The sequence below is a fragment of the Humibacter sp. RRB41 genome (genome assembly GCF_022761015.1).
GTDB lineage: Bacteria > Actinomycetota > Actinomycetes > Actinomycetales > Microbacteriaceae > Humibacter.
In genome coordinates this window covers 182,139-204,000 of sequence record NZ_JAKWJQ010000002.1, presented here as the reverse complement: position 1 = coordinate 204,000, position 21,862 = coordinate 182,139, and the positions used below count along the sequence as shown (strand labels likewise).

Sequence of the window (21,862 nt, the reverse complement as noted above, 5' to 3'; positions counted from 1 at the left end):
ATGCTTGGCGATCTGTTCAGCGGCTGGCACATCTGGATCATTCTGCTCATCATCGTGCTCTTGTTCGGTGCCACACGCCTTCCCGCTCTGGCGAGGAGCATCGGCCAGTCCACACGCATCTTCAAGAAGGAGATCCGGGAGAGCCAGAAGGACGACGAGGCAGCAGACGCGGCCAAGGCCGACGCCACGTCCGAGTCCGCAGCGGCTGATAAGCCCGCTGACAAGATCTAGCCGGCCGTGACCACCGCCGCTCGAACCAAGCGCGGCAGCAGGAACCCTGACGGCAGGATGTCCCTGGGGGCACACCTCAGGGAGCTGAAGAACCGCTTCTTCTGGATTGCCGGGGGCATCGTGGTCGGCGCGATCGCCGGCTGGTTCCTGGAGCCGTATGTATGGGATGCCATCAGCCTCCCAGTGCATGAGATTGCAAAGTCGCAACATGCAAGCATCAACTGGCCGAATGTCACAGCCGCATTCGATCTGAAGCTGCAGTTGAGTGTCTACATCGGCATCATCATCACGTCGCCGTTGTGGCTGTACCAGATCTTCGCGTTCCTCACCCCTGGCCTGTCTCGCAAAGAGAAGGGGTACACGTTCGGGTTCTTCTTCACCGCTGTTCCGTTGTTCCTCGCGGGATGCGCGGCCGGATGGTGGGTCGTTCCCCACATCGTCGGGGTGTTGACCAGCTTCGTGCCGAGCGGTGAGACGACGCTGCTGGTGGCGTCCGACTATTTCAACTTCGTGCTCAAGCTGATCATCGTCATCGGCATCGCGTTCGTGCTGCCGGTGTTCATCGTGCTGTTGAACTTCATGCGCGTCATCTCCGCGAAGGCCATCATCAAGTCGTGGCGCTGGGCCATCCTCACGATCATGGTCTTCACGGCGATCGCCACACCGTCCGCCGATGTCATCTCGATGTTCCTGCTGGCACTGCCGCTGGTGGTGCTGTACGTCCTGTCGTGGGTCGTGGCATGGCTGCACGACCGTCGCATCGAGAAGCAGAGCGCCGACATCGAGACGGAACTCGCCACCTGAGGCGCTCGGGCGGTGGCCGCCATCCCCGCGGGCACGCGCCCGTAGTCTGATGGCATGACCGACCAGCTCTCGCCCGCCGAACGGTTCGCCGCGTCGCGCACCCGAAACGGGCATCCGCGACTCGACGAGTTCCAGCGGTGGCAGCGCTTCGACCTCGATCCGTTCCAGCTCGAGGCCTGCGCGAGCCTGGAGGACGGCAGCAGCGTGCTGGTCGCGGCGCCGACCGGCGCCGGCAAGACCGTTGTCGCAGCGTTCGCCGTGGCGCTTGCGATGGCGCAGCCGAACGCGAAGGTGTTCTACACCACACCGATGAAGGCGCTGTCCAACCAGAAGTATCAGGAGTTCGCTGACGAATACGGCACGGATGCCGTCGGCCTGCTCACCGGCGACACCAACGTGAACGCCGGCGCCCGCGTGGTCGTGATGACCACCGAGGTGCTGCGCAACATGCTCTACGCGGAGTCCGACCTGTTGCAGGATCTCGCCTACGTGGTGATGGACGAGGTGCACTACCTCGCCGACCGCTTCCGCGGCGCGGTCTGGGAGGAGGTCATCATCCACCTGCCAAGCGAGGTGCGGCTCATCTCGCTGAGCGCGACGGTCTCGAACGCCGAGGAGTTCGGGGACTGGCTGCAGGCAGTGCGAGGCGACACGGATGTGATCGTCTCGGAGAGCAGGCCCGTTCCGCTCGAGCAGCACGTGCTGGTGCGCCAGCGCTTGGTCGACCTCTTCGAATCGGCCTCACGGGGCGCCGCCTACCGGGTGAATCCGGAACTCGTGCAGATGGCGCGCGTCGGCGGTCGGCCGTCGGGTTCTCGCCAGTTCAGCGATCGCGGACGCCGCCATTCCAGGGGAGCGCGGCCGGACTCCGGACGGCTCGACCGTTCCGAGGTCATCCGTCTGCTCGATGACCGCAACCTGCTGCCGGCGATCGTGTTCGTGTTCAGCCGTGCCGGCTGCGACCAAGCGGTGTCGCAGGTGCTGCGGTCGGGAATCCGTCTCACCGAGGCGCACGAGCGCGACGAGATCCGCGCCGTTGCCGAGGAACGCTGCCGCACGATCGCGGACGAGGACCTCGCCGTGCTCGGCTACTGGGAGTGGCTCGAGGGGTTGCAGCGTGGCGTCGCTGCGCACCATGCCGGTATCCTTCCCGCGTTCAAGGAGGTCGTCGAGGAGCTCTTCCGGCGCAAGTTGGTGAAGGTGGTGTTCGCCACCGAGACTCTCGCACTCGGCATCAACATGCCGGCGCGCACCGTCGTTCTCGAGAAGCTCGAGAAGTTCAACGGCGAGGCCAGGGTGCCGATCACGCCGGGGGAGTACACCCAGCTGACCGGCCGAGCAGGACGCAGAGGCATCGATGTCGAGGGACACTGCGTCATCCAGTGGCGCGACGGTCTGGATCCGCAGGCGGTCGCCGCACTCGCGTCGAGGCGCAGCTATCCGCTGAACTCGAGTTTTCGCCCGACGTACAACATGGCGGTCAACCTCATCGCCCAGTTCGGCAGAGAGCGCACAAGGGAAATACTCGAGTCGTCGTTCGCTCAATATCAGGCCGATCGTGCCGTGGTGGACCTCGCGCGCACCGTGCGCAAGCAGGAGGAATCGCTGGCGGGCTACGAGCGTGCGATGCAGTGCCATCTCGGCGACTTCGGTGAGTACGCGGCCCTGCGCAGGCAGCTCAGCGATCTCGAGCGGGCGAACGCGAAATCGGGATCGCAGAGCGCGGCAGCGAGGGAGCGGCGCGGCCGCGAACTTGCCGACCTGCGCCGGCGCATGAAGCGGCATCCGTGCCACGGCTGCGCTGAGCGCGAGCAGCACGCCAGATGGGCAGAGCGCTGGTGGCGCCTGAAGCGCGAGACGGATGCCCTCACCCGCCAGATCCAGCACCGCACCGGCGCCGTCGCCACGGTCTTCGACCGCGTCACCGACGTGCTCATCGAACTGGGTTATCTCCTCGAGCACGACGGCACGCTGGCACCGTCGCAGCACGGCCACACGCTCGCTCGCATCTACGGCGAACGCGACCTGCTCGTCGCGGAGTGCCTTCGCCGCAACGTCTGGGATCGACTGGACGCTCCCGGCCTCGCGGCGATGGCCTGCGCCCTCGTCTTCGAGCCGCGACGTGACGAGCCGAACCCAGCCGAGCGCTTCCTCCCCGGCGGGGCCTTTCGCGAGGCGCTGCAGAAGACGGAGAACCTCTGGTCGCGCCTCGACGATCTCGAGCGCGAGAACCGTCTGCCGGGAAGCGAACCGCTCGCGACGGCGCTGTGCATCGCGATGCATCAGTGGGCATCCGGCCGCCCGCTCGCGACGGTTCTCTCCGAGGCGGACCTGCCTGCCGGTGACTTCGTGCGCTGGGCGAAGCAGGTGATCGATCTGCTCGACCAACTCTCCGGTGTGGCCGTCGGACCCCTGGCCGCCGTCGCCCGCGACGCACTGCTGTCGGTACGCAGGGGCATCGTCGCATACTCGGGCGTCGCCTGAGCATCCTCCGCCCCTGCCCCACCGCCCCCGCCCCACCGCCCCCGCCCCACCGTCCACGCGCCGCCGCCACCCGCACCGCCGCCTCCCGCGAAAACAGGCAGGAAAGCGCCTTCCTCCGCACAACAGGCAGGATCTGCCTGCTCTCGGGAGATCTGCCTGTTGCACAGTGGGCGGGCCAGTCCGTAGTCCACCGGGCCGAGCGCCCTGCAGCTCCCGGGGCATGCATGGCCACGTCCCCTATGCTCGATCTTCGTGAGTCAGCCACCCCGCCCGCTTCTTCCGTTGTGGTTGGCGGTCATCGTCGGGGCAGGCGGGGGAGTCGTCTACGACGGAGCGTTCCCAGCGATCGGCTGGTGGCCTCTGGCGTTCGTCGGACTCGCGCTCATGCTTCTTCCCCTGATCGGCAGATCGGCAGGCGGTGGCCTGCTGGTCGGGTTCTGCTCCGGTCTCGCGTTCTACCTCACGCAGGTGTCGTGGACGGCGCTCTACCTCGGACCGGTCCCGTGGGTCGCCCTGTCGATCTTCGAGTCCCTGTTCTTCGCGGTCGCAGCGCTGGTGATCACACTGGCGTACCGCTGGATCCCTCGCGCGTTCCCGAGCGCCGCAGGCCGCCTCGGCCTCCTGCCTGTCGCCGTGGCGGGGGTGTGGACGGCCCGCGAGTGGGCCTCCGGCAACTGGCCGTACGGCGGCTTCGCGTGGGGGAGAGCTGCCCTCTCGCAGTCGCAGAGCCCGCTGGCGCACCTCGTCGCGTGGTTCGGCATCGCCGGCGTCTCGTTCCTGATGGTCTGGCTCGTCGCCCTGGCGATCGAATGCGTGCGCTACCGCGGACATCCTCTCGTCTGGCTTCGCGAGAAGCGCACGGATGCCCCCGCCGCACGTCCGTGGCCGCGCGTCGCGCTGGCACTCGGTGCGATCGCCCTCGTGCTCGCCGTACCGCTGTGGCCCGCGGCGACCTCGGGTACGACGCGCATCGCAGCCGTGCAAGGCAATGGGCCGGCGGGATACTTCGATCACGCGCACCCCGGCGACGTGATGAACGCTCAGATCAAGGCGACGATCCCGCTCATCGGCAAGAAGGTCGACATGGTGGTGTGGCCGGAGGGCAGCGCCGACATCGATCCGACGAGCGACTATTCCTCTGCTGCCGTGATGAACAACCTCAGCACCCAGCTCGGCGCGCCGATGATCGTGGGCACCATCACGCATCGGCACGGGAAGTACTACAACACATCACTGCTCTGGAAGGCCGGCAAGGGCGCTGTCGCGTACTACGACAAGAAGCACCCTGTGCCGTTCGGCGAGTACGTTCCCGATCGTTCGTTCTGGCTGCCGTTCGCTCCCAGCCTGCTCGGCCTCATCCAGCGCCAGTACACGCCTGGCACTCGGCCGAACGTCTTCGACGTGAACGGCGTCAAGGCCGGCATCTCGATCTGCTTCGACATCGTCGACGACCAGCTCACCACCGACATGATGAACGGCGGCGCACAGGTCATTCTGGCGCAGACGAACAACGCCGACTTCGGTCGCACGAAAGAGAACATGCAGCAGCTGGCGATCGCCAGGCTGCGGGCGATCGAGACGGGCAGGAGTCTCGTCAACATCTCCACGGTGGGCACGAGCCAGATCATCGATCCGGACGGCCGCACCATCGACCAGATCCCGGCTTATAGACCGGGAGCCATGCTGACGGATGTACCGCTCGGCACGACGACAACGCCCGCCACCCTGCTCAGCAGGGCCATAGAGGTGCTCGTGTGCGGGCTCGGACTCGGTGCTGTCGTGGTGGCGGCCGTGACCATGCCGCGCAGGCGCTCTCGCCGTCGCTGAACGCATCCTCAGGCTGCGGGGACAACCGCGGTCCATGGTCCCGTATGCCGTCCACTCCCGCGGGCGCACGAAAAAACACAGCCTGCCGGTTGGCAGGCCGTGTTCGAATCGTTCGAGCTCAGGCGCCGATCTTGTGCTCGCCACGGCGGGCGCGCAGGTACGCGAGACGCTCTTCGAGCAACTCCTCGAGCTCTGCACGGGTGCGACGCTCGAGCAGCATGTCCCAGTGGCTGCGCGGTGCCTTCACGTCGGAGCGGTCGATCTCGACCGGTGCGTCGTTCACGAGCAGCGTGGCCTCGTGACCGCAGTACTTGCACTCCCAGGTCTCGGGCGCTTCTGCGTCTGCGGCGAACACGACCTCAGTATCCCGGTCGCACGACGCGCACTTGTAGGTGTAGGTGGTGCGGGCAGAAAAAGTGACACCCTCTTCGCTCTGTAAGCTCTGGGCGCCCAGTCTCATACCCCGCAAGCTGCGATCTGCCATTGTGTGGTCCCCTTCTCGCGATGCATCCACACTTATAAACCGTCAAGCTGGGCGTTCTCTGCCCGGCGCGCGCAGGGATTCAGCCTCCTTTCAGGTGATTTTCCTCACGGCACCTGCTTTCTGGACGGCTTCGACGGTGTCTGAGAGCAGGTCGCAGCGGTCCGAAATGATGCCGTCGACGCCCAGTTCGAGCAGCCGGCGCATCTGCGCCGGCTCGTTGATCGTCCACACGTGCACCTCTCGGCCGGCATTGTGCACGGCCCGCACGAAGGCGGGAGAGACAACCGCCACGCGCCCCTGCCGCAGCGGTACCTGCACGGCGTCCACATCGCGCAGCGCCAGCCGTACCAGCACGCCGAGGTGCAGCCAGGTGCCGAGCATCGAGACGACCACCCCCGGCGTCGAGGCGGAGGTGGCCACCGCGCCGAGGGCCTTCACAGCCCGCCGACGCCGGCGCTGGTCGAATGCCGTCACGAGCACGCGCGCTTCGGCCCCTGCTGCCCGGATCGCCTTGACGGCGGGTTCGACGGCCGCATCGGTCTTCACGTCGATGTTGAAACGCGCGCCGGGCAACATCTCAAGCGCCTCCGAGAGGGTCGCCAGACGTCCTCCACCGGTGAGCTCGAGGGCGAGCAGCTCTGCCAGCGTGAGCTGTTCGACGGAGCGGGCTGACCCGGCCATTCGCACGAGATCGTCGTCGTGGCAGATCACAGCCACGCCGTCCGAGCTGGCGTGCACGTCGGTCTCGAGGATGTCCGCGCCGGCGTTCAGAGCCGCGCGGAACGCCTCGATAGTGTTCTCCGGCGCGTTCGACGCGAGCCCCCGGTGGGCGATGACCCGCGGGGGCTCCCCGTCGAAGAAGGCGGGCTGGTCAGGCATCTCCTGGCGCGGGCGCATCCGGGGGAGTGGTCGGTTCTGCCGGAGGCGTGTCGATGAGCTTCTCGACCGGGGTGTCGATGAGCTTGTCGATCGGCGTCTCGGTCGGCAGATCGGCGGTCTCTGCCGCGATGCGGTCGAGATCCGCATAGGACTTCTTCGCCGACGGTGTTCCAGGCGGGCGCTTGCCCATCGATGCGAACCCTTCGCCGATACCGCGCAGTGCCTCGCTGAGTTCGCTCGGGATGAACCAGAGCTTGTTCGACGCGCCCTCCGCGATCTTCGGAAGGGTCTGCAGGTATTGGTAGGCCAGCAGCAGGTTGTCGGGATTTCCCTCGTGGATGGCGGTGAACACCGTCTCGATCGCCTTCGCTTCACCCTCGGCGACCAGCACCGCGGCGCGCGCGCTGCCCTCGGCGTTCAGGATCGCGGCCTGCCGGTTGCCTTCCGCCGTGAGAATGGCCGACTGCTTCGTACCCTCCGCCGTCAGGATGAGCGCACGACGATCACGCTCTGCGCGCATCTGCTTCTCCATCGAGTCGATGATCGACGCTGGCGGGTCGATGGACTTGAGCTCCACGCGACTGACGCGGATTCCCCACTTGCCGGTCGCCTCGTCGAGCACCACGCGCAGCTGGCTGTTGATGCTGTCGCGACCCGTGAGTGCTTGCTCCAGGTTGAGCCCGCCGACCACGTTGCGGAGGGTGGTGGTGGTGAGCTGCTCGACCGCGCCGAGGTAGTTGGCGATCTCGTAGCTCGCGGCACGCGCATCCGTCACCTGAAAGTAGACGACAGTGTCGATCGAGACGACGAGGTTGTCTTCGGTGATCACCGGCTGTGGCGGAAAGCTCACCACCTGTTCGCGCATGTCCAGCAGAGGCCGCAACCGGTCGACGAACGGTACGAGGATGTTGAGCCCTGGGGTAAGCGTCTTGTGATAGCGGCCCAGCCGCTCCACGACCCCGGCCCTGGCCTGCGGCACGATCCTGATCGCCCTTGCCAGAGTGACGATCACGAAGATGACGACGATCAGGACGATGATGCCGACGATGATCTGCACGACGAGCGACTCCGTATCTGTCATGTGGTTGAGCTCTCCTTGGGTACGACGAAGGCCGTCGCCCCTTCGATCTTGGTGACGAGTACCAACTCGCCTGGCTGCACAGGGGCGGAAGCCGTGCCGCCCAGTCTGGATGTCCAGACTTCGCCGTTGGCGAGCTTCACGAGACCTTTGTCCTCGCCGCCGAACGACTGGACGACCTTGCCCTCTTGTCCGAGCAGCGCCGCGACGTTGCTACGTGCGGGATCGCCGCCTCTGCGAAGCGCATGCAACAACGGCGGACGCAACAGGAAGAGCAGCAGTACCGAGAGAACGGCGGCCACAATCAGCTGAGCCCACCAGTCCAGGCCGAACAAGCCGCTGAGGAGGCCACCGAGTGATCCGATCGCCAGCATGAGGAAGATGAAATCGAGAGTGAGCATCTCGATGATCACGAACACCAGGATCAGCACGAGCCAGCCGATCCAGGCGAACGACGAAACGACATCCATGTCGTTGCTCCCTCCGTGGTGACCCCGACGCTACCAGGATGCTGCCTGTACCCCGCAACCGCACTGCGAGATTCTCGATCGCAGTGGACGACTGTCGTCGGCCGGATGGGCCGCCGAGCCGCTATCGGGCCTGAGATACTGTCTTGGTGCCCGCGGCCGGGCCATCGTCACACTCGAAGGAGCATTCCATCGTGAGCAACCCCCTCGCCACGTCTTCCCTCGCCGGAAAGCGCGCCCTCGTCACGGGCTCGTCGCGCGGAATCGGGGCCGACACCGTCGGTTACCTGGCAGAGGCCGGTGCGAAAGTGGCCATCAACTATCGCAACAAAGAGGCGCGAGCGCGAAAGCTCGCCGACTCGATCGAGGCATCCGGCGGCTCCACCCTCGTCGTCGGAGCGGACCTCACCGACCCCGAGTCCGTCGCGGCCTTGTTCGCCGCGATCGAGAAGGAGTGGGGCGGGCTGGACATCCTGGTGTTGAACGCCTCTGGCGGAATGGAGTCGGGCATGGCGGCCGACTACGCGATGCTGCTGAACCGCGACGCCCAGGTGAACGTGCTGAAGTCCGCGCTGCCGCTGCTCGGAGAGGGTTCCCGAGTCGTGTTCGTCACCAGCCACCAGGCGCACTTCATCCGAACGACGCCGACGATGCCGGAGTACGAGCCCGTCGCCCTCAGCAAGCGAGCAGGGGAAGACGCCCTGCGTGAGCTGATCCCCGACCTGAATGCCCGCGGCATCGGCTTCGTCGTCGTCTCCGGCGACATGATCGAGGGAACGATCACCGCGACGCTTCTCGAGCGCGCGAACCCGGGCGCCATCAGCGCCCGCAAAGAGTCGGCCGGTAGGCTCTACAACGTGAGCGAGTTCGCTGCGGAGGTCGCTTCGGCCGCGGTCGATCCGATCCCGTCGGACAACACGCGATTGATCGGTGACGTGAGCGACTTCGGCGAAGGAGCCCGATCATGAAGGCCGAGCACATCGTTCACCTGGTCTCGCTCTCGCGCCCTACCTTGAGCCCCGACGGTGGAACAGCCGTCGTCGCGGCCACCCACCCCGATCTCGATGCGGATTCCTACGTCGGCCAGCTCTGGTCGGTCGCGGTCAAGGGCGGCGTGGAGCCCCGTCGAATCACCCGCGGCTTCCGGGACGGCTCGCCGAGCTTCTCGCCAGACGGATCGGCCATTGCGTTCCTCCGTGCCGAGCCGGGCAAACCACCTCAACTCCACGTGCTCGCCACTGCGGGCGGCGAGCCGGTGAAGGTGACGGACAGAAAGCTCGGGGTCTCCGATTTCGTCTGGGCCTGCGACGGCTCCAGGCTCGCCTTCGTGTCCCGCGATCCCGAACTGGGCCGCTACGGCACCGTCGAGGGCGTGGATGCCTCCGCGGAACCGCCGCGTCGCGTCACGACCTACCGCTACACCGCAAACGGCCTCGGCTGGCTGCGTGACAGGCGTACGCAAGTGTTCGTGGTCGATGCACCCGATGTCACGTCGGCTCCTGTCGTGCAGCCGGTGGCATCCGCTGCCGGCGCCGCCGACAAGCTCGACGAGGTCGCCGAGCCGCGCAGACTCACGGAGGACGACGCCGAGCATGGCGGCATCGCTTTTTCGGCCGACGGGAGGCTCGTCGCCGTCGTCTCGGACGGGCATCCGGGTGCCGACGACGATCTGCGCAGCATCGTGACTCTCGTGCCTGTGGATGGCGGCGACCCGATCGTCGCCGTCGGAGCGGATGCCGACCTGTCGATCTCGGACGGTCCGGGTTCGGTGGCGTTCGGAGACGACGGCGCCCTCTACTTCATCGCGCAGAGCGTGGGGGAGTCGGGTCGCGACTTCGTCGCCCGCAACTCCGGTCTGTACGTCGTTCCGACGCCCGGAGCCGAGCCGCGCAGGCTCACGGACGCGGAGACGATCGACCTCACGGGCAGCACCGTCGTCCTCACGACCAGGGGTGTGCTCGTACAGAACACCGAGCGTGGTCGTGTGACGCTGCTGGCCGTCTCTGACAACGGCGAGGCATCCGTGCTGGTCGCCGACCGCGAGGTGACAGGTGTCGCGGCGGCGGGGGAGAGCGTGGTGTTCTCGTTCCAGTCGGAGTCGACGTTCGGCGACCTCGCCGTGCTCGACGGAGATGACGTTCGAGTGCTGACGGACTTCTCAGCCGATGTGCGGGCGACGGGCATTCGGTCGCCCATCGAGTTCGAGACGACCGGACGCGACGGGTATCCGGTGCATGGCTGGGTCGTGCTCCCCGAGGGTGACGGTCCCCATCCGGTGCTGCTGAACATCCACGGCGGCCCGTTCGCGCAGTATTCGGTGCACCTCTTCGACGAGTCCCAGATCTACGCGGATGCCGGCTACGCGGTCGTTTACTGCAATCCGCGCGGCTCCGCCGGGTACGGCGAGGAACACGGTCGCGCCATCAAGGGACGGATGGGAACTGTCGACCTCGACGACGTGCTCGATTTTCTCGACGCGGCGGTCGCGGAGCATCCGCAGCTCGACGGGGACCGTCTGGGAATTCTCGGCGGCTCGTACGGCGGATACCTCACGGCATGGACCATCGCACAGGACCATCGGTTCGCCGGCGCGATCGTGGAGCGTGGCTTCCTCGACCCGGAGTACTTCTTCGGCACGAGCGACATCGGGTCGTTCTTCGGCGAGGAGTACAACGGGGTCGATGCGGATCAGATCGCGGCGCAGAGCCCGCAGGCGCACGTCGGAGACGTGCGCACTCCGACGCTTGTGCTGCATTCCGAGAATGATCTGCGCTGCCCTCTCGGGCAGGCGGAGCGCTACTACGCATCCTTGAAGCGCGGGGGAGTCCAGACGGAGCTCGTGGTGTTCCCCGGTGAGGATCACGAGCTCAGCCGTTCCGGGCGTCCGCGTCACAGGCAGCAGCGATTCGACATCATCCTCGACTGGTGGGCTCGCACCCTGCCTTCTGCGGCGAATCCCAGGCGCTGAGACTTCGACGAGACGACGAAGGCGCCGGGCGAACATCCGTCCCGGCGCCTTCGTCGTGCCTGCCTGTGTTCAGGCGGCGGCACCCTTCCAGGTGAACGCACGCACGATCTGGATGATGCCGAGCACAACGAGCGAGATACCTAGCAGCCACCAGAGCACGATCGCGCCCCAGAGCGGCGAGAACAGCAGGATGATGCCCGCGATAATGCTCAGGATCGCGAAGAAGATCGTCCAACCCCTCGAGTCCGAGGCGCCGAGCGTGGTCAGAGCCACAATGCCCTCGACGATCCACATGATGCCGACCAGAATTCCGATGAACAGCGCGAGCCAGACCGCAGTGTGACCCAGATTGAACAGCGCGATCACGCCGGCGACGATGAAGACAACGCCGAGGATGATGTGCCCGACACGGGACCAGCCGCCCATCGTCTTCGAGAAGATTCCGAGGCCGCCGTAAACGAGGCCTCCGACGATGGCGTAGATAGCGACGATGGCAGTCAGAGCCACGGCCGCGTGACCGGGCCAGACCAGAATGATGATGCCGACGATGAGCGCGACGAGACCGCCGACGCCGAAGGCGGTACGGATGCCATTGACCGCGGTTTTGGCGGCCGGACTTTCAGCGGACATGGGGGTCCACCCTTCCTGTGAGGAACCTGAGAATTACAGGCCGAGCATAGGGGAGAAAGCCACCGGGTGGGGACGGAAACGCCCGTATTCGCCTACATCGTGCGAATGTGACGCACCGCAGATCCGGAGCGAGCACCGGAGTGCGAACGTGAAAATGCGCGTGACTGTGGGTGTATGCGCCCGAAGCTCTGGAGCTACCGACCCAGCCCCTCTCAGCGCCAGGTCTTGTGTCCGATAATGCACATTATGTCAGTTCCCGATCGTGTCATTGCCGAACGTGCCATCCGTGACGAGATCGGATGCCACTGCCCCGTCGCCGACTCCTCCGCCTCCAGGCTTCCTTCGCCTGGGGTGACCCGACGATCCGATCAGGGACATCCGTTCGTCAACCTCGACAATACCCATGGTGTCTACCCTTGGAACTCAACCGGATGTCGCCAGGGCGATCCTCCTTCCACTCCCCTGCCCGCGGCAAACGCGCCACGCGACCAGGACGACGCCGGAATGAGAGCGCCGTGACGCCGCGCCGTTCGCCCCCCCCCCAGCTCGCGTTTTCCGCAGAGCATCCGTGGGCAAGACGACGTCTTAGGCGCGGTCGTGGAGCGTGACCTGGTAGCCGTCGGGATCGGCGAAGGTGAACGTGCGACCGAACGGGCCGTCGATCGGGGCCGCAACGATCGTGCGGCCGTCGGCGACGAGAGCGTCGTGTATGGCTTGCACGTCGGTGGCATGGAGCCAGATCGCGGCACCGATGCCGGGCTGGGCGACGGACGCGAGATCCGTGCCAGGAACGATGTCGCGCAGAGCGAATGCGATCGGCGTCGTCTCGAAGACGACAGCATGTGGAGGGCCGGCCTGAGAGCGGACGAGGCCGAGGTACTGCTCGTAGAACGCCTGCGAGGCATCCAGATCGCGAACCTGCAAGGAGATGAAGTCGGGGCCGGTGGCGGGCATTGTGAAGTTCCTTCGAGTCGTCTATCGATGTGTCAGTTATCTGACAACAATCAATCTATGTCAGAATACTGACATGAGTCAAGACGGAGTCCACCTCGAGACCTCACTGGGCTATCTGCTGAAGGAGGCGTCGAGCGCCCTTCACGTCGCCATGGACGCGGTACTGCGGCCGCTGGGGATGACCGTGACGCACTACTCCTGCCTCGAGCTGCTCGCACAGCGCCCTGGCCTGTCCAACTCCGAGCTGGCGCGAGGCACGTTCGTGACAAGACAGTCGATGAACGTGCTGCTTCAGACCTTGGAACGAGACGGGTACGTGACCAGGCCGGCGCAGGCATCCGTCGGGAAGGTCCTTCCCGCACGGCTCACGTCACGCGGTCGCCGGAGCCTCGCGAAAGCGACAGTTGCAGTCCGGTCCGTCGAGATCCGGATGCTGAGCGGCATGACCCAGGCCGAGCAGTCGGGTGCGTTCGCAATTCTGCAGAGCATGATCCGTTCCCTCAGAGACTGAGATCTCGTTCGGATCATCTCCCCATGGGCGTCGACTCTCCAGCCCGTCCATATAATCAGGTATCTTTACTACCAACCTTGTTCAGCAGAAGCTCTGCGTCGACACGAGACGCACCTCGTGGGATCAGAACGGGCGATTGGAGCAGTCAGCGTCATGGGCGACGAGCAGCGGATGGATCTAGGGGTGTCGTTGTTCATCCCGTATCGATACACCGAGGACCGGATCTTCCGGGCTCTCCAGGACGCCGGGTTCGATGATTGGACCCTCGCCCAGTGCAGGGTCTTTCAACGTGTCGCCGCGGACGGATCTCGCCTCACGGACCTCGCGGACCAGGCGCAAATGAGCAAGCAGAGCGCAGGCGTGCTGGTCGACCAACTGGAACACCTCGGCTATGTCCGCCGAGTTCCTGACCCCACGGACGGCCGCGCCAGGCTGATCGTGATCGAGAACCGTGGCCAGCGGGCAGTCAAGGTGGCGAAGGCGACTCTCGACCAGATCCTCTCGGAATGGAAGGACTACCTGGGCACCCGCAACTTCACGTTGTTGCAAGAGATCCTGGACCAGCTCCGCGAGATCACCGACACCTACGGACGGTGAACCGGCCGCACCGAGCCGGACGGACCTCGAGGGATTTCGACTCGTCTTGACAATAGTCAGATTCTCTGACTATTATCGTCAATGATCCTGACGATTTCCAACGGTGGACGGCTGCATCGACACCGTCCGCCCTTCAAAAGAAGGCAACCTATCGTGAAGTTTCTTGTCCTCGGAGCGACCGGCCGTACCGGCATCCCCCTCGTGAAAAAGGCACTCGACCAGGGACACGAGGTCACCGCTCTCGTTCGAAAGGCCGATGCCGACGTCGACCCGCGCGCTCGCATCGTCAGCGGAGATGTCACGGACCCCGCCACGATCGCGACGGCAGCCAGCGGGCATGATGCGGTCATCAGCGCGCTCGGTGCCAAGAACATCCGCGAAACCCCCACGCTGATCACCGATATGGTCCGCGCCGTCGTCGCATCCGCGAAGACCTCCGGCGTCGACCGGTTCGTCATGGTGTCCGCATTCGGTGTCGGAGACTCGCTGGCAAAGGCCTCGTTCCTTGCTGGACTGATCTTCCGTACCGCTCTGCGTAAGAAATACGCAGACAAGGCCGCATCGGAAGTGCTCTTGCGCGCCAGCGATCTGAAGTGGACCCTCGAGTACCCTGGTGCACTGAATGACCGGGACAGCACCCGCTACTCCGCGGTCGCCCTGGATGACGTCACGAAACTGCCGATCCTCCCCTCGACCTCGCGCTCGAGCGTCGCCGACTTCCTCCTCCGCTCCGCCGTGGAAGACACCTTCATCAGGCGGATCGTCGTCGTCACCGATTCCAAGTAGATCGGACGCTCGTCCGAGGGCGAATCTCAGACTCTCGCCACGAGTTGCCGGAACAATCGGGGCGACGATGTCGAATCGGGGCGAAGTCGTTCGACGTAGTGGTGAGCAACCGCTCACGACAACCACGAGCCATGGGAGATGACCTGAGATGCAGTTTCTGGTGTGCGTGATCGACAACGGACAAGCCGTAGCGGCCGGAAGGTCGGAATCCGCGACGGCCGCTGAGATGGCCGCGATCGACGTCTACAACGAAAGGCTCATCGCCGACGGAAACTGGGTTTTCGCAGGCGGACTGGGCGCCCCCGACGCAGCGACGGTCATCGACAATAGGGACAACGCCGGTGAGTTCACCGACGGGCCCTACGTGGAGTCCACGGAGTTCGTCGCGGGATTCTGGATCATCGAAGCCGCCGATCACGACGCGGCCCTGAAATTGGCGGCAGAAGGTTCGAAGGCCTGCAACCGCAAGGTCGAGGTGCGGCAGGTCCTCTGACAATCGCCTCCCTGCCGCCGTTCGACGATTCAGTCGGTCATCGCGATCGGCCGCACCGTGAGGATCTGTTCGGCACGGCCGATCGCTCCGCGTTCATCGTGAAGCACGGTACTGGTGAGGCCGTGACCCGCCGGCCCGAACGTGACCGTCGTGTCGAGCCCGACCCACTCCCCCGCCGGCTGGCGGAAAAGATGGATGGTGAGGTCGAGATTGGGGAACATCCACTCGGTCGGCGGCGTGCGTACCGCGACACCGTTGGCCGTGTCCACCAGGGCGATGAATGAAGCGTGCCGAGTGCTCGGTTCGCCGGCGACGACGGCGTTCTCGGTGCGGAGCCACGCGCGCGCACGGCCGGGTAACGGAGGGCCGTCGGTGCGAATCTCGACCGATGCCACATAGCCTCCCGGCCAGGTCTCGCCCATCAACCATGGCGTGCAGGTCTCGGGGGCTGCCATGGGCGAGCCCTCGCCCCCCGCGATCGCGGCCGTGTCGTTGTCCGCAACGAACCACGCCCTGGCAAGAACCGCGGCACGGCCCGCGATCATCACGGATGCCTCGACGAGCTCGATCGTTCGGCCCGGCCGAATCGTGCGCACCTGCACGTCGCAGACATCCGCTGCGAGGAATCCCAGGATGTCGAAGCTGACACGAGCGAGAGCCTTGCGATCCCCTCCCCTGCCCTCGGCGGCACGATGGCGGTCCATCTGATGAATGATCAGACCACCGAGCGGGCTGAAATGGATCTCGCCCTCGTTCCACGCTCCCCCTGCATGAGTGGTCGGCCGGTAGAGGTCGGGCCCGACTCGCTCGAAGTAGGCCGAAGGCTCGCCGTTCCGTTGCACCAGACCAGCCTAAAGGCGCTGTGTTCTAGTCTTGACTGGTGAATCATTTCGGCTCTTCCACGATGCCCAAAGGGCGTTCGGAGGTTTGCGGCGCGTTCGACGCCGAGCCGAGATAGCGACAGTTTCTCCATATGATCAGGATTTTTGTTTGAAACTCGCAGGTATCCTCCTGCGCTGTCATGTGAGAACTTCGCACGCCGACGTGCCTGCGACATCACCAGAACGGCTCGATTCATGCTCCCCTTGACCGACGCGACCATTCGCGCATCCTTCGTCAACGCGTCCCTCCGCGAACGCAAGAACCTCTCTCTTCCCGCAGATTTCAACGAGCTCGACTGGGATTCACTCGACTTCCTCGGGTGGCGAGACCGCAAATACCCGAGCCTCGGCTACGTCGTCGTCGACCTCGACGGCACGCCGACGGGCATACTGCTGCGCCAAGGAGACGCCCCGCACCGTGCCCGCCCTCAGTGTTCCTGGTGCGAAGACGTGCATCTACCGAACGACGTCGTGTTCTACAGTGCGCGGCGTGCAGGAGCCGCCGGACGAAACGGCAACACGATCGGCACGCTGGCCTGCGCGAAGTTCGAGTGCGCGCGGAACGTGCGTCGCCTCCCTCCGGTCGCCTACCTGGGATTCGACGTCGAGGCGGCCCGCCTCGAGCGCGTCGCAGCCCTTCGTGAGCACATCACGGCATTCGCGAGACGCGTGCTCGAGGGAGACGAGACGCGGTGACCTCCAGCTCATTCGTTGCGGTGGCGTTGCTCACCTTCGCCCCGGTCGTCACCGTTGGCCGCTGAAACCCGACTCGACGAGCTCGATGAGACGGTCCACCGCGGCGGTTCCCCCCGGGTCATCCGTGGCGATGTCGACGGTCGCCCCCTGCGCCAGGCCGAGGGAGAGGATGCCCAGCAGGCTCCTGGCGTCCTTGCCGTTCACCGTCATCTTCACGCCGAGGCTCGTCGCGAGCTTCACGAACTCCGCTGCCGGACGGGCGTGCAATCCGTCGGCGTTGACGAGGGTGGCCGTGCGTAGGTAGCCGCTGCCGCCATCCTCGTGTGAGGTCGGCGAGTCTGCAGGCCGTGTGACGACGTGTGCCAGGGATGCCGCAAGCACGTCGTCGACATCGCCTCCGGTCTGGGCACGCACACCGGCGGCGACGCCACCCTCGACCAGCGGGCCATCGGAGATCTTCACCGCAACCACGTCGTCATCACCCAGCAGCTCGAGCGCCGTCTCGGCGCTGAGCACCGCCGAGCCGAGATCGGTCAGAACGACGACTCCTGCGCCCCTCTCGGCGCTCCGGATCGCCGTCATCACACGCTCGACATCGGTGCCGACACCCCCGAGCGGTGTTCCTCCGGCAGTTTCGACCACAACGTCAGGACTCATCTGGGAAACGACCTCAGCGACCCCCTTGGCGATGAGGTCGCTGTGCGAGACCACGACGAGCGAGACCAGCCGACGGTCGGTCGCGGCGGTCACTTCGCGGCTTCCGCAGCTGCCAGGAGGATGATCGCCGTCGAAACGGCACCCGGGTCACGATGGCCGACGGCTCGCTCGCCGAGATAGCTCGCGCGTCCCTTGTGCGGCAGCATCGCATCCGTGGTCTCAGCGCCCGACTCCGCCCCGTCGGCAGCGGCGTCGAGAATCTCGGCGGAGGTTCGTCCCTCCGCGACAGCGGAACGAGCGGCATCCACCGCCACCGACCAGGCGTCGACCATGGTCTTGTCGCCAGGTGCAGCGTGTCCACGGTCCTCGATGCCACCCAAGGCCGCCTCGAGCAGCGCCAGGACGTGCGCAGAATCGACCTCCGACAGTCCGGCGACCGCGTCGGATGCCCGCAGCAGAGCTGTTCCGTAAAGCGGTCCCGCCGCCCCGCCCACCGACGAGATCAGCTTCATCGCCGAGGCGCGAAGCACCTCGGCGGGTTGTGCACCGTCGGGCAGTTCACGCACCGCGTCGCGTACCGCGGTGAATCCGCGATTCATATTCTCGCCGTGGTCGCCGTCGCCGATCGCACGGTCCAAGTCGTTCAAAGTGGGCGCCTGATCGGCGATCGCAGCTGCGGCGGCAGTCATCCATGCGACGACCCATGTGGCATCCAGACTCATGTGTCCCTCATCCTCCCCAGCGCAACATGGCGGTGCGCACTGGCGCATCCCACAGTCGCAACAGCTCATCGTCCACGGTCAGCAGGGTCACCGAGAACCCCGCCATGTCGAGCGACGTTACGTAGGACCCGACCAGCGACCGGGCGATCTCCACGCCGATCTCACCGAGTCGCTCAGCGACACGACGGTAGATGACGTAAAGCTCGGCGACCGGTGTCGCCCCCATGCCGTTCACGAGAGCGATCACGCGCGCCCCCGCCGGTCGTGGGAGGTCGTCGAGAACCGCATCCAGCACGGCATCTGCGAGTTCGTCCGCGGGCGCCATCGCCGTCCTGGCTCTGCCGCGTTCGCCGTGGATGCCGATGCCGAATTCGACCTCGTCGTCGTTCAACTCGAAGCTGCGCATGCCGGAGTGCGGCACGGTCGGAGGCGCGATCGCGACCCCCATCGAGCGAACGGATGCCACCAGTCGCGCGGCAAGGCCCGCCAGCTCTTCGAGATCGTCGCCCCGTTCAGCTGCCGCGCCGACGATCTTCTCGATCAAGACGGTTCCGGCTACGCCACGGCGCCCGGCGGTGAACTCGGAGTTCTGTACGGCGACGTCGTCGTCGACGACGACCGTGCGCACGAGAATGCCTTCCGCCTGGGCGAATTCCGCGGCGGTCTCGAAGTTGAGTATGTCTCCGGTGTAGTTCTTCACCAGGTACAGAACGCCAGTGCCCTGGTCGACGACGCGCGTCGCCTCCAGCACGGGATCGGGCGTCGGCGAAGTGAAGATCTCCCCTGGGACCGCGGCATCGAGCATCCCGAGACCCACGAATCCCGCGTGCAGTGGTTCGTGCCCGCTGCCTCCGCCGGAGAGGATGCCGACCTTTCCGGCGACGAGCGCTCTGCGCACGACATACGCCGGAGTCTCGTTCACCCGCACGATGTCGCCGTGCGCTGCCCCGAAGCCCGCGAGCGACTCTGCGACGAACCGCCGCGGATCGTTGACCAGCTTCTTCACGCTCGTCTCCCCCCACGCGAAGTCATCAGCATCATCGCGCCACGGCGATCCATTCATCGAGCTTCGCGATCGCCGCACCCGAGTCGATCGCCTCGCTCGCCACCGCGATCTTCTCCGCGAAACGGTCGAGAATGCTCCTCTGCCCGCTGGACGGGTCGGCTGCCAGCTCGAACGCGACCAGGCCAGCGGCCGCGTTCAGCACCACGATATCGCGCACCGGACCCTTCTCCCCGCCGAGCACGCCCCTGACCACTGCGGCATTGTGGGCGGCATCCCCGCCCCTGAGGTCGTCGATGCTCGCCCGCTCGATGCCGAGATCGCGCGGGTCGATGTCGTGTTCCGTCACGAGCCCGCGCGAGATCTCCCAGACGTGGCTGTGGCCCGTCGTCGACAGTTCATCGAGCCCGTCGTCTCCTCGGAACACGAGAGCCGTCGCGCCCCTGGTCTGGAACACGCCGACGATCAGCGGAACACGATCCAGTTGGGCGACTCCGACGGCGGATGCCTCCGGTCGAGCCGGGTTGATGAGCGGACCGAGGATGTTGAACACGGTCGGAATGCCCAACTCGCGGCGTACGGCTGCCGCATTCCCGTATCCCGGATGGAACATCGACGCGAACGCGAAGGTGATTCCAGCTGTGCGGAAGATCTCGGCGACGCGCTCCGCCGACATGGAGAGGTCGAGCCCGAGGGCTGACAACACGTCGGACGAACCCGATCGCGAGCTCGCCGCACGGTTCCCGTGCTTGATCACGGGCACGCCGGAGGCTGCGGCGACGATCGAGGCCGTGGTCGAAACATTGACGGTCCCGAATCGATCACCACCCGTTCCGACGATGTCGAGCGCCATCGGGTCCAGCGGGAGCGGCAGTGCGTGCTCGAGGATCGCGTCGCGGAAGCCGACGATCTCGTCGACGGTCTCGCCCTTGGTGCGGAGGGCGACCAGGAAACCGGCGAGTTGGGCATCCGTTGCCTGCCCTGTCATCACCTGTTCCATGGCCCACGCAGCGTCTGCAACACTCAGGTGTTCACCCTCGAGCACGGTGGAGATGATCGTCGGCCAGGTCCGGGTTTCCGCCATGAGAGCGATCCTATCGGCGACTGAGCCGAGAGCCGCGGGAGCTTGCTCACGTGGCCGAGGCGATGGAGCCGCTGAGCGGCGAAGCGGCGATATCGGCCGCATTCGGCGCGCTAATGCGAAAACGGCCTCACGAAATCGGCCATAATGGACACGTGACGAGCACCTCGATTTCTCCCTCGGCTACGGTGCCGACGATCAACCGTCCCAATACGGTTGCCGTCGGAACGATTGTCTGGCTCGGCAGCGAGGTGATGTTCTTCGCCGGTCTGTTCGCGATCTACTTCACGCTGCGTTCCACGTCGGCGCCGCTGTGGGCAGCCGAGACCGCGCACCTGAACGTTCCCTACGCGCTCACGAACACCCTGATCCTGGTTGCGAGTTCCTTCACCTGCCAGTTCGGCGTCTTCGCCGCCGAGCGGATGCAGGCTCGTTCCACCGGCTGGAGGCCTCGCCAGTGGGGCATGGTCGAGTGGTTCACGCTCAGCTACGCCCTCGGCGCCATCTTCGTCGCAGGCCAGGTCGTCGAGTACGCGACCCTCATCGGTGAGGGCATCACGATCGACTCCAACGCTTATGGATCCGCGTTCTACCTGACCACTGGATTCCACGCCCTCCACGTCACTGGCGGACTCATCGCGATGCTTTTCGTCATCGGTCGCGCCTTCGCCGTGAAGAGGTTCGGAGACAAGGAAGCAACGAGCTCCATCGTCGTCTCCTATTACTGGCACTTCGTCGACGTCGTGTGGATCGGGCTTTTCCTGGTCATCTACGTCCTCAAATAGAAATCAGGAGCAGAGCACCTCAAATGCGCGAGACAAAGCAGAAGAACGCTCGCAAGCGCAAGGCCGGGCGCAGGCATCCTCTCGCCACGGTCGCGCTGATCGTGATCGGGCTGGGGCTGACCGGCGGCGCCTACGCCACGTTCAACGCGACCGGCTCGAGCGCAGATGCCACGACATCCAGCGCGAGTGACGTCACCGCCGGCAAGCAACTCTTCCAGGCCAACTGTGCGAGCTGCCACGGCATCGAGGCACAGGGCACGGATGCCGCGCCCAGCCTGATCGGCGTCGGCGCAGCTGCAGTGGACTTCCAGGTGGGCACCGGCCGTATGCCGATGGCCATGTCCGGCCCGCAGGCCGAGCAGAAGCCGGCTCAGTTCTCGCAGAAGGAGACCGATCAGCTGGCGGCCTACGTCGCCTCGCTCGGTCCGGGGCCGTCCATCCCCCTCCGAGACGTGACCGACGGCAACGGCGACGCGGCAAAGGGCGCCGAGCTCTTCCGCGTGAACTGCGCGATGTGCCACAACGTCGCAGGCGCCGGCGGTGCTCTGACCGAGGGCAAGTACGCTCCCCCGCTGACCGGTGTCACCGGAAAGCACATCTACGAGGCCATGGTCACCGGCCCGCAGAACATGCCGGTGTTCAACGACAGGAACATCACGCCAGAGGGCAAGCGCGACATCATCACCTATCTGCAATTCATCCAGGCGAACCCGTCTCCCGGCGGCTTCGAGCTCGGTTCCCTCGGGCCGGTGGCAGAGGGTCTGTTCATCTGGATCTTCGGCCTCGGTTCGATCGTCGCACTGACGGTCTGGATCACGGCGAAGTCGAACTGATGCGCGTCGTG

At 65.7% G+C, this 21,862-nt stretch carries 25 protein-coding genes; 13 read left to right on the top strand and 12 right to left on the bottom strand.

The features are described from left to right. From tatA to lnt, 4 genes are all read left to right on the top strand, one after another. On the top strand, nucleotides 1-231 hold the full coding sequence (tatA, locus tag MJ603_RS06775; RefSeq protein WP_243062933.1) for a Sec-independent protein translocase subunit TatA: 231 nt from the start codon (nucleotides 1-3) through the stop codon (nucleotides 229-231). A gap of 57 nt (nucleotides 232-288) precedes the next feature. Then, on the top strand, nucleotides 289-1,035 hold the full coding sequence (tatC, locus tag MJ603_RS06770; RefSeq protein WP_243062932.1) for a twin-arginine translocase subunit TatC: 747 nt from the start codon (nucleotides 289-291) through the stop codon (nucleotides 1,033-1,035). A 54-nt stretch (nucleotides 1,036-1,089) separates the two neighbouring features. Beyond that, nucleotides 1,090-3,519, top strand: a complete 2,430-nt coding sequence (locus MJ603_RS06765) for an RNA helicase (protein WP_243062931.1) — start codon at nucleotides 1,090-1,092, stop codon at nucleotides 3,517-3,519. A 252-nt stretch (nucleotides 3,520-3,771) separates the two neighbouring features. Further along, entirely contained in the window at nucleotides 3,772-5,346 is a 1,575-nt protein-coding gene (gene lnt, locus MJ603_RS06760) for an apolipoprotein N-acyltransferase (RefSeq protein ID WP_243062930.1), read from the top strand. A 118-nt stretch (nucleotides 5,347-5,464) separates the two neighbouring features. Here lnt and MJ603_RS06755 read toward each other — a convergent pair whose 3' ends face one another. From MJ603_RS06755 to MJ603_RS06740, 4 genes are all read right to left on the bottom strand, one after another. Continuing rightward, nucleotides 5,465-5,830: an RNA polymerase-binding protein RbpA gene (locus tag MJ603_RS06755; protein WP_243062929.1), complete on the bottom strand. Its 366-nt coding sequence runs from the start codon at nucleotides 5,828-5,830 to the stop codon at nucleotides 5,465-5,467. A gap of 90 nt (nucleotides 5,831-5,920) precedes the next feature. After that, nucleotides 5,921-6,727: a glycerophosphodiester phosphodiesterase family protein gene (locus MJ603_RS06750; RefSeq protein ID WP_243062928.1), complete on the bottom strand. Its 807-nt coding sequence runs from the start codon at nucleotides 6,725-6,727 to the stop codon at nucleotides 5,921-5,923. Beyond that, nucleotides 6,702-7,790 (bottom strand): SPFH domain-containing protein, encoded by a 1,089-nt coding sequence (locus MJ603_RS06745; protein ID WP_243062927.1) that lies wholly within the window; start codon nucleotides 7,788-7,790, stop codon nucleotides 6,702-6,704. The genes MJ603_RS06750 and MJ603_RS06745 overlap by 26 nt, the downstream gene beginning before the upstream one ends. Continuing rightward, on the bottom strand, nucleotides 7,787-8,257 hold the full coding sequence (locus tag MJ603_RS06740; protein ID WP_243062926.1) for an NfeD family protein: 471 nt from the start codon (nucleotides 8,255-8,257) through the stop codon (nucleotides 7,787-7,789). Before MJ603_RS06740 ends, MJ603_RS06745 begins: the two co-directional genes overlap by 4 nt. Before the next feature lie 191 nt (nucleotides 8,258-8,448). On the opposite strand from MJ603_RS06740, the gene MJ603_RS06735 reads away from it, so the two are divergent. Both MJ603_RS06735 and MJ603_RS06730 read left to right on the top strand, forming a co-directional pair. Beyond that, nucleotides 8,449-9,222 carry an SDR family oxidoreductase gene (locus MJ603_RS06735; RefSeq protein ID WP_243062925.1) on the top strand — a complete coding sequence of 258 codons (774 nt, stop codon included), beginning with the start codon at nucleotides 8,449-8,451 and terminating at the stop codon, nucleotides 9,220-9,222. After that, a complete protein-coding gene (locus MJ603_RS06730; RefSeq protein ID WP_243062924.1) occupies nucleotides 9,219-11,222 on the top strand; it encodes a S9 family peptidase in 2,004 nt (667 codons plus the stop codon). The genes MJ603_RS06735 and MJ603_RS06730 overlap by 4 nt, the downstream gene beginning before the upstream one ends. Nucleotides 11,223-11,291: 69 nt before the next feature. Here the strand turns inward: MJ603_RS06730 and MJ603_RS06725 are convergent, their stop codons facing one another. The 3 genes from MJ603_RS06725 to MJ603_RS06715 all read right to left on the bottom strand — a co-directional run bounded on the left by MJ603_RS06725 (nucleotide 11,292) and on the right by MJ603_RS06715 (nucleotide 12,806). Continuing rightward, nucleotides 11,292-11,852 (bottom strand): HdeD family acid-resistance protein, encoded by a 561-nt coding sequence (locus MJ603_RS06725; protein WP_243062923.1) that lies wholly within the window; start codon nucleotides 11,850-11,852, stop codon nucleotides 11,292-11,294. A gap of 249 nt (nucleotides 11,853-12,101) precedes the next feature. Continuing rightward, the gene (locus MJ603_RS06720; RefSeq protein ID WP_243062922.1) at nucleotides 12,102-12,257 is read right to left on the bottom strand and encodes a hypothetical protein; all 156 of its coding nucleotides are present in this window, start codon (nucleotides 12,255-12,257) and stop codon (nucleotides 12,102-12,104) included. 180 nt (nucleotides 12,258-12,437) lie between these two features. Continuing rightward, complete coding sequence (locus MJ603_RS06715; RefSeq protein WP_243062921.1) at nucleotides 12,438-12,806, bottom strand: VOC family protein; 369 nt, start codon at nucleotides 12,804-12,806, stop codon at nucleotides 12,438-12,440. A 73-nt stretch (nucleotides 12,807-12,879) separates the two neighbouring features. On the opposite strand from MJ603_RS06715, the gene MJ603_RS06710 reads away from it, so the two are divergent. From MJ603_RS06710 to MJ603_RS06695, 4 genes are all read left to right on the top strand, one after another. Then, nucleotides 12,880-13,317 carry a MarR family winged helix-turn-helix transcriptional regulator gene (locus MJ603_RS06710; protein WP_243062920.1) on the top strand — a complete coding sequence of 146 codons (438 nt, stop codon included), beginning with the start codon at nucleotides 12,880-12,882 and terminating at the stop codon, nucleotides 13,315-13,317. Between the two features lie 153 nt (nucleotides 13,318-13,470). Continuing rightward, entirely contained in the window at nucleotides 13,471-13,914 is a 444-nt protein-coding gene (locus tag MJ603_RS06705) for a MarR family winged helix-turn-helix transcriptional regulator (RefSeq protein ID WP_243062919.1), read from the top strand. Nucleotides 13,915-14,067: 153 nt separating this feature from the next. Beyond that, nucleotides 14,068-14,700, top strand: a complete 633-nt coding sequence (locus MJ603_RS06700; protein ID WP_243062918.1) for an NAD(P)-dependent oxidoreductase — start codon at nucleotides 14,068-14,070, stop codon at nucleotides 14,698-14,700. A 148-nt stretch (nucleotides 14,701-14,848) separates the two neighbouring features. Then, a complete protein-coding gene (locus MJ603_RS06695; RefSeq protein ID WP_243062917.1) occupies nucleotides 14,849-15,193 on the top strand; it encodes a YciI family protein in 345 nt (114 codons plus the stop codon). A 29-nt stretch (nucleotides 15,194-15,222) separates the two neighbouring features. Here the strand turns inward: MJ603_RS06695 and MJ603_RS06690 are convergent, their stop codons facing one another. Next, nucleotides 15,223-16,035: a thioesterase family protein gene (locus MJ603_RS06690; protein ID WP_243062916.1), complete on the bottom strand. Its 813-nt coding sequence runs from the start codon at nucleotides 16,033-16,035 to the stop codon at nucleotides 15,223-15,225. 234 nt (nucleotides 16,036-16,269) lie between these two features. Here MJ603_RS06690 and MJ603_RS06685 point away from each other — a divergent pair, with 234 nt between their 5' ends. Then, the gene (locus tag MJ603_RS06685; protein WP_243062915.1) at nucleotides 16,270-16,770 is read left to right on the top strand and encodes an FBP domain-containing protein; all 501 of its coding nucleotides are present in this window, start codon (nucleotides 16,270-16,272) and stop codon (nucleotides 16,768-16,770) included. A gap of 48 nt (nucleotides 16,771-16,818) precedes the next feature. Here the strand turns inward: MJ603_RS06685 and dhaM are convergent, their stop codons facing one another. Genes dhaM through trpD form a run of 4 tightly spaced genes read right to left on the bottom strand, consistent with a single transcriptional unit; the run spans nucleotide 16,819 to nucleotide 20,236 of the window. Beyond that, nucleotides 16,819-17,520 (bottom strand): dihydroxyacetone kinase phosphoryl donor subunit DhaM, encoded by a 702-nt coding sequence (gene dhaM / locus MJ603_RS06680; RefSeq protein WP_243062914.1) that lies wholly within the window; start codon nucleotides 17,518-17,520, stop codon nucleotides 16,819-16,821. Then, nucleotides 17,517-18,149, bottom strand: coding sequence for a dihydroxyacetone kinase subunit DhaL (gene dhaL / locus MJ603_RS06675; RefSeq protein WP_243062913.1), 633 nt, complete (start codon nucleotides 18,147-18,149; stop codon nucleotides 17,517-17,519). The genes dhaM and dhaL overlap by 4 nt, the downstream gene beginning before the upstream one ends. A 7-nt stretch (nucleotides 18,150-18,156) precedes the next feature. Then, nucleotides 18,157-19,155 (bottom strand): dihydroxyacetone kinase subunit DhaK, encoded by a 999-nt coding sequence (dhaK, locus tag MJ603_RS06670; protein WP_243062912.1) that lies wholly within the window; start codon nucleotides 19,153-19,155, stop codon nucleotides 18,157-18,159. 31 nt (nucleotides 19,156-19,186) lie between these two features. After that, nucleotides 19,187-20,236 (bottom strand): anthranilate phosphoribosyltransferase, encoded by a 1,050-nt coding sequence (trpD, locus tag MJ603_RS06665; protein WP_243062911.1) that lies wholly within the window; start codon nucleotides 20,234-20,236, stop codon nucleotides 19,187-19,189. A gap of 113 nt (nucleotides 20,237-20,349) precedes the next feature. On the opposite strand from trpD, the gene MJ603_RS06660 reads away from it, so the two are divergent. Both MJ603_RS06660 and MJ603_RS06655 read left to right on the top strand, forming a co-directional pair. Then, nucleotides 20,350-21,018, top strand: a complete 669-nt coding sequence (locus MJ603_RS06660) for a heme-copper oxidase subunit III (RefSeq protein WP_243062910.1) — start codon at nucleotides 20,350-20,352, stop codon at nucleotides 21,016-21,018. Nucleotides 21,019-21,041: 23 nt separating this feature from the next. Further along, the gene (locus MJ603_RS06655; RefSeq protein WP_243062909.1) at nucleotides 21,042-21,851 is read left to right on the top strand and encodes a cytochrome c; all 810 of its coding nucleotides are present in this window, start codon (nucleotides 21,042-21,044) and stop codon (nucleotides 21,849-21,851) included. The last annotated feature ends 11 nt before the right edge of the window (nucleotides 21,852-21,862 follow it).

What these genes read in the sequence shown, in the direction of transcription:
- tatA (WP_243062933.1), top strand. Translation starts at nt 1, where the DNA reads ATGCTTGGCGATCTGTTCAGCGGCTGGCACATCTGGATCATTCTGCTC.
- tatC (WP_243062932.1), top strand. Translation starts at nt 289, where the DNA reads ATGTCCCTGGGGGCACACCTCAGGGAGCTGAAGAACCGCTTCTTCTGG.
- MJ603_RS06765 (WP_243062931.1), top strand. Translation starts at nt 1,090, where the DNA reads ATGACCGACCAGCTCTCGCCCGCCGAACGGTTCGCCGCGTCGCGCACC.
- MJ603_RS06755 (WP_243062929.1), bottom strand. Translation starts at nt 5,830, where the DNA reads ATGGCAGATCGCAGCTTGCGGGGTATGAGACTGGGCGCCCAGAGCTTA.
- MJ603_RS06750 (WP_243062928.1), bottom strand. Translation starts at nt 6,727, where the DNA reads ATGCGCCCGCGCCAGGAGATGCCTGACCAGCCCGCCTTCTTCGACGGG.
- MJ603_RS06745 (WP_243062927.1), bottom strand. Translation starts at nt 7,790, where the DNA reads ATGACAGATACGGAGTCGCTCGTCGTGCAGATCATCGTCGGCATCATC.
- MJ603_RS06740 (WP_243062926.1), bottom strand. Translation starts at nt 8,257, where the DNA reads ATGGATGTCGTTTCGTCGTTCGCCTGGATCGGCTGGCTCGTGCTGATC.
- MJ603_RS06730 (WP_243062924.1), top strand. Translation starts at nt 9,219, where the DNA reads ATGAAGGCCGAGCACATCGTTCACCTGGTCTCGCTCTCGCGCCCTACC.
- MJ603_RS06725 (WP_243062923.1), bottom strand. Translation starts at nt 11,852, where the DNA reads ATGTCCGCTGAAAGTCCGGCCGCCAAAACCGCGGTCAATGGCATCCGT.
- MJ603_RS06720 (WP_243062922.1), bottom strand. Translation starts at nt 12,257, where the DNA reads ATGGGTATTGTCGAGGTTGACGAACGGATGTCCCTGATCGGATCGTCG.
- MJ603_RS06715 (WP_243062921.1), bottom strand. Translation starts at nt 12,806, where the DNA reads ATGCCCGCCACCGGCCCCGACTTCATCTCCTTGCAGGTTCGCGATCTG.
- MJ603_RS06710 (WP_243062920.1), top strand. Translation starts at nt 12,880, where the DNA reads ATGAGTCAAGACGGAGTCCACCTCGAGACCTCACTGGGCTATCTGCTG.
- MJ603_RS06705 (WP_243062919.1), top strand. Translation starts at nt 13,471, where the DNA reads ATGGGCGACGAGCAGCGGATGGATCTAGGGGTGTCGTTGTTCATCCCG.
- MJ603_RS06695 (WP_243062917.1), top strand. Translation starts at nt 14,849, where the DNA reads ATGCAGTTTCTGGTGTGCGTGATCGACAACGGACAAGCCGTAGCGGCC.
- MJ603_RS06685 (WP_243062915.1), top strand. Translation starts at nt 16,270, where the DNA reads ATGCTCCCCTTGACCGACGCGACCATTCGCGCATCCTTCGTCAACGCG.
- dhaL (WP_243062913.1), bottom strand. Translation starts at nt 18,149, where the DNA reads ATGAGTCTGGATGCCACATGGGTCGTCGCATGGATGACTGCCGCCGCA.
- trpD (WP_243062911.1), bottom strand. Translation starts at nt 20,236, where the DNA reads ATGGCGGAAACCCGGACCTGGCCGACGATCATCTCCACCGTGCTCGAG.
- MJ603_RS06660 (WP_243062910.1), top strand. Translation starts at nt 20,350, where the DNA reads ATGCGAAAACGGCCTCACGAAATCGGCCATAATGGACACGTGACGAGC.
- MJ603_RS06655 (WP_243062909.1), top strand. Translation starts at nt 21,042, where the DNA reads ATGCGCGAGACAAAGCAGAAGAACGCTCGCAAGCGCAAGGCCGGGCGC.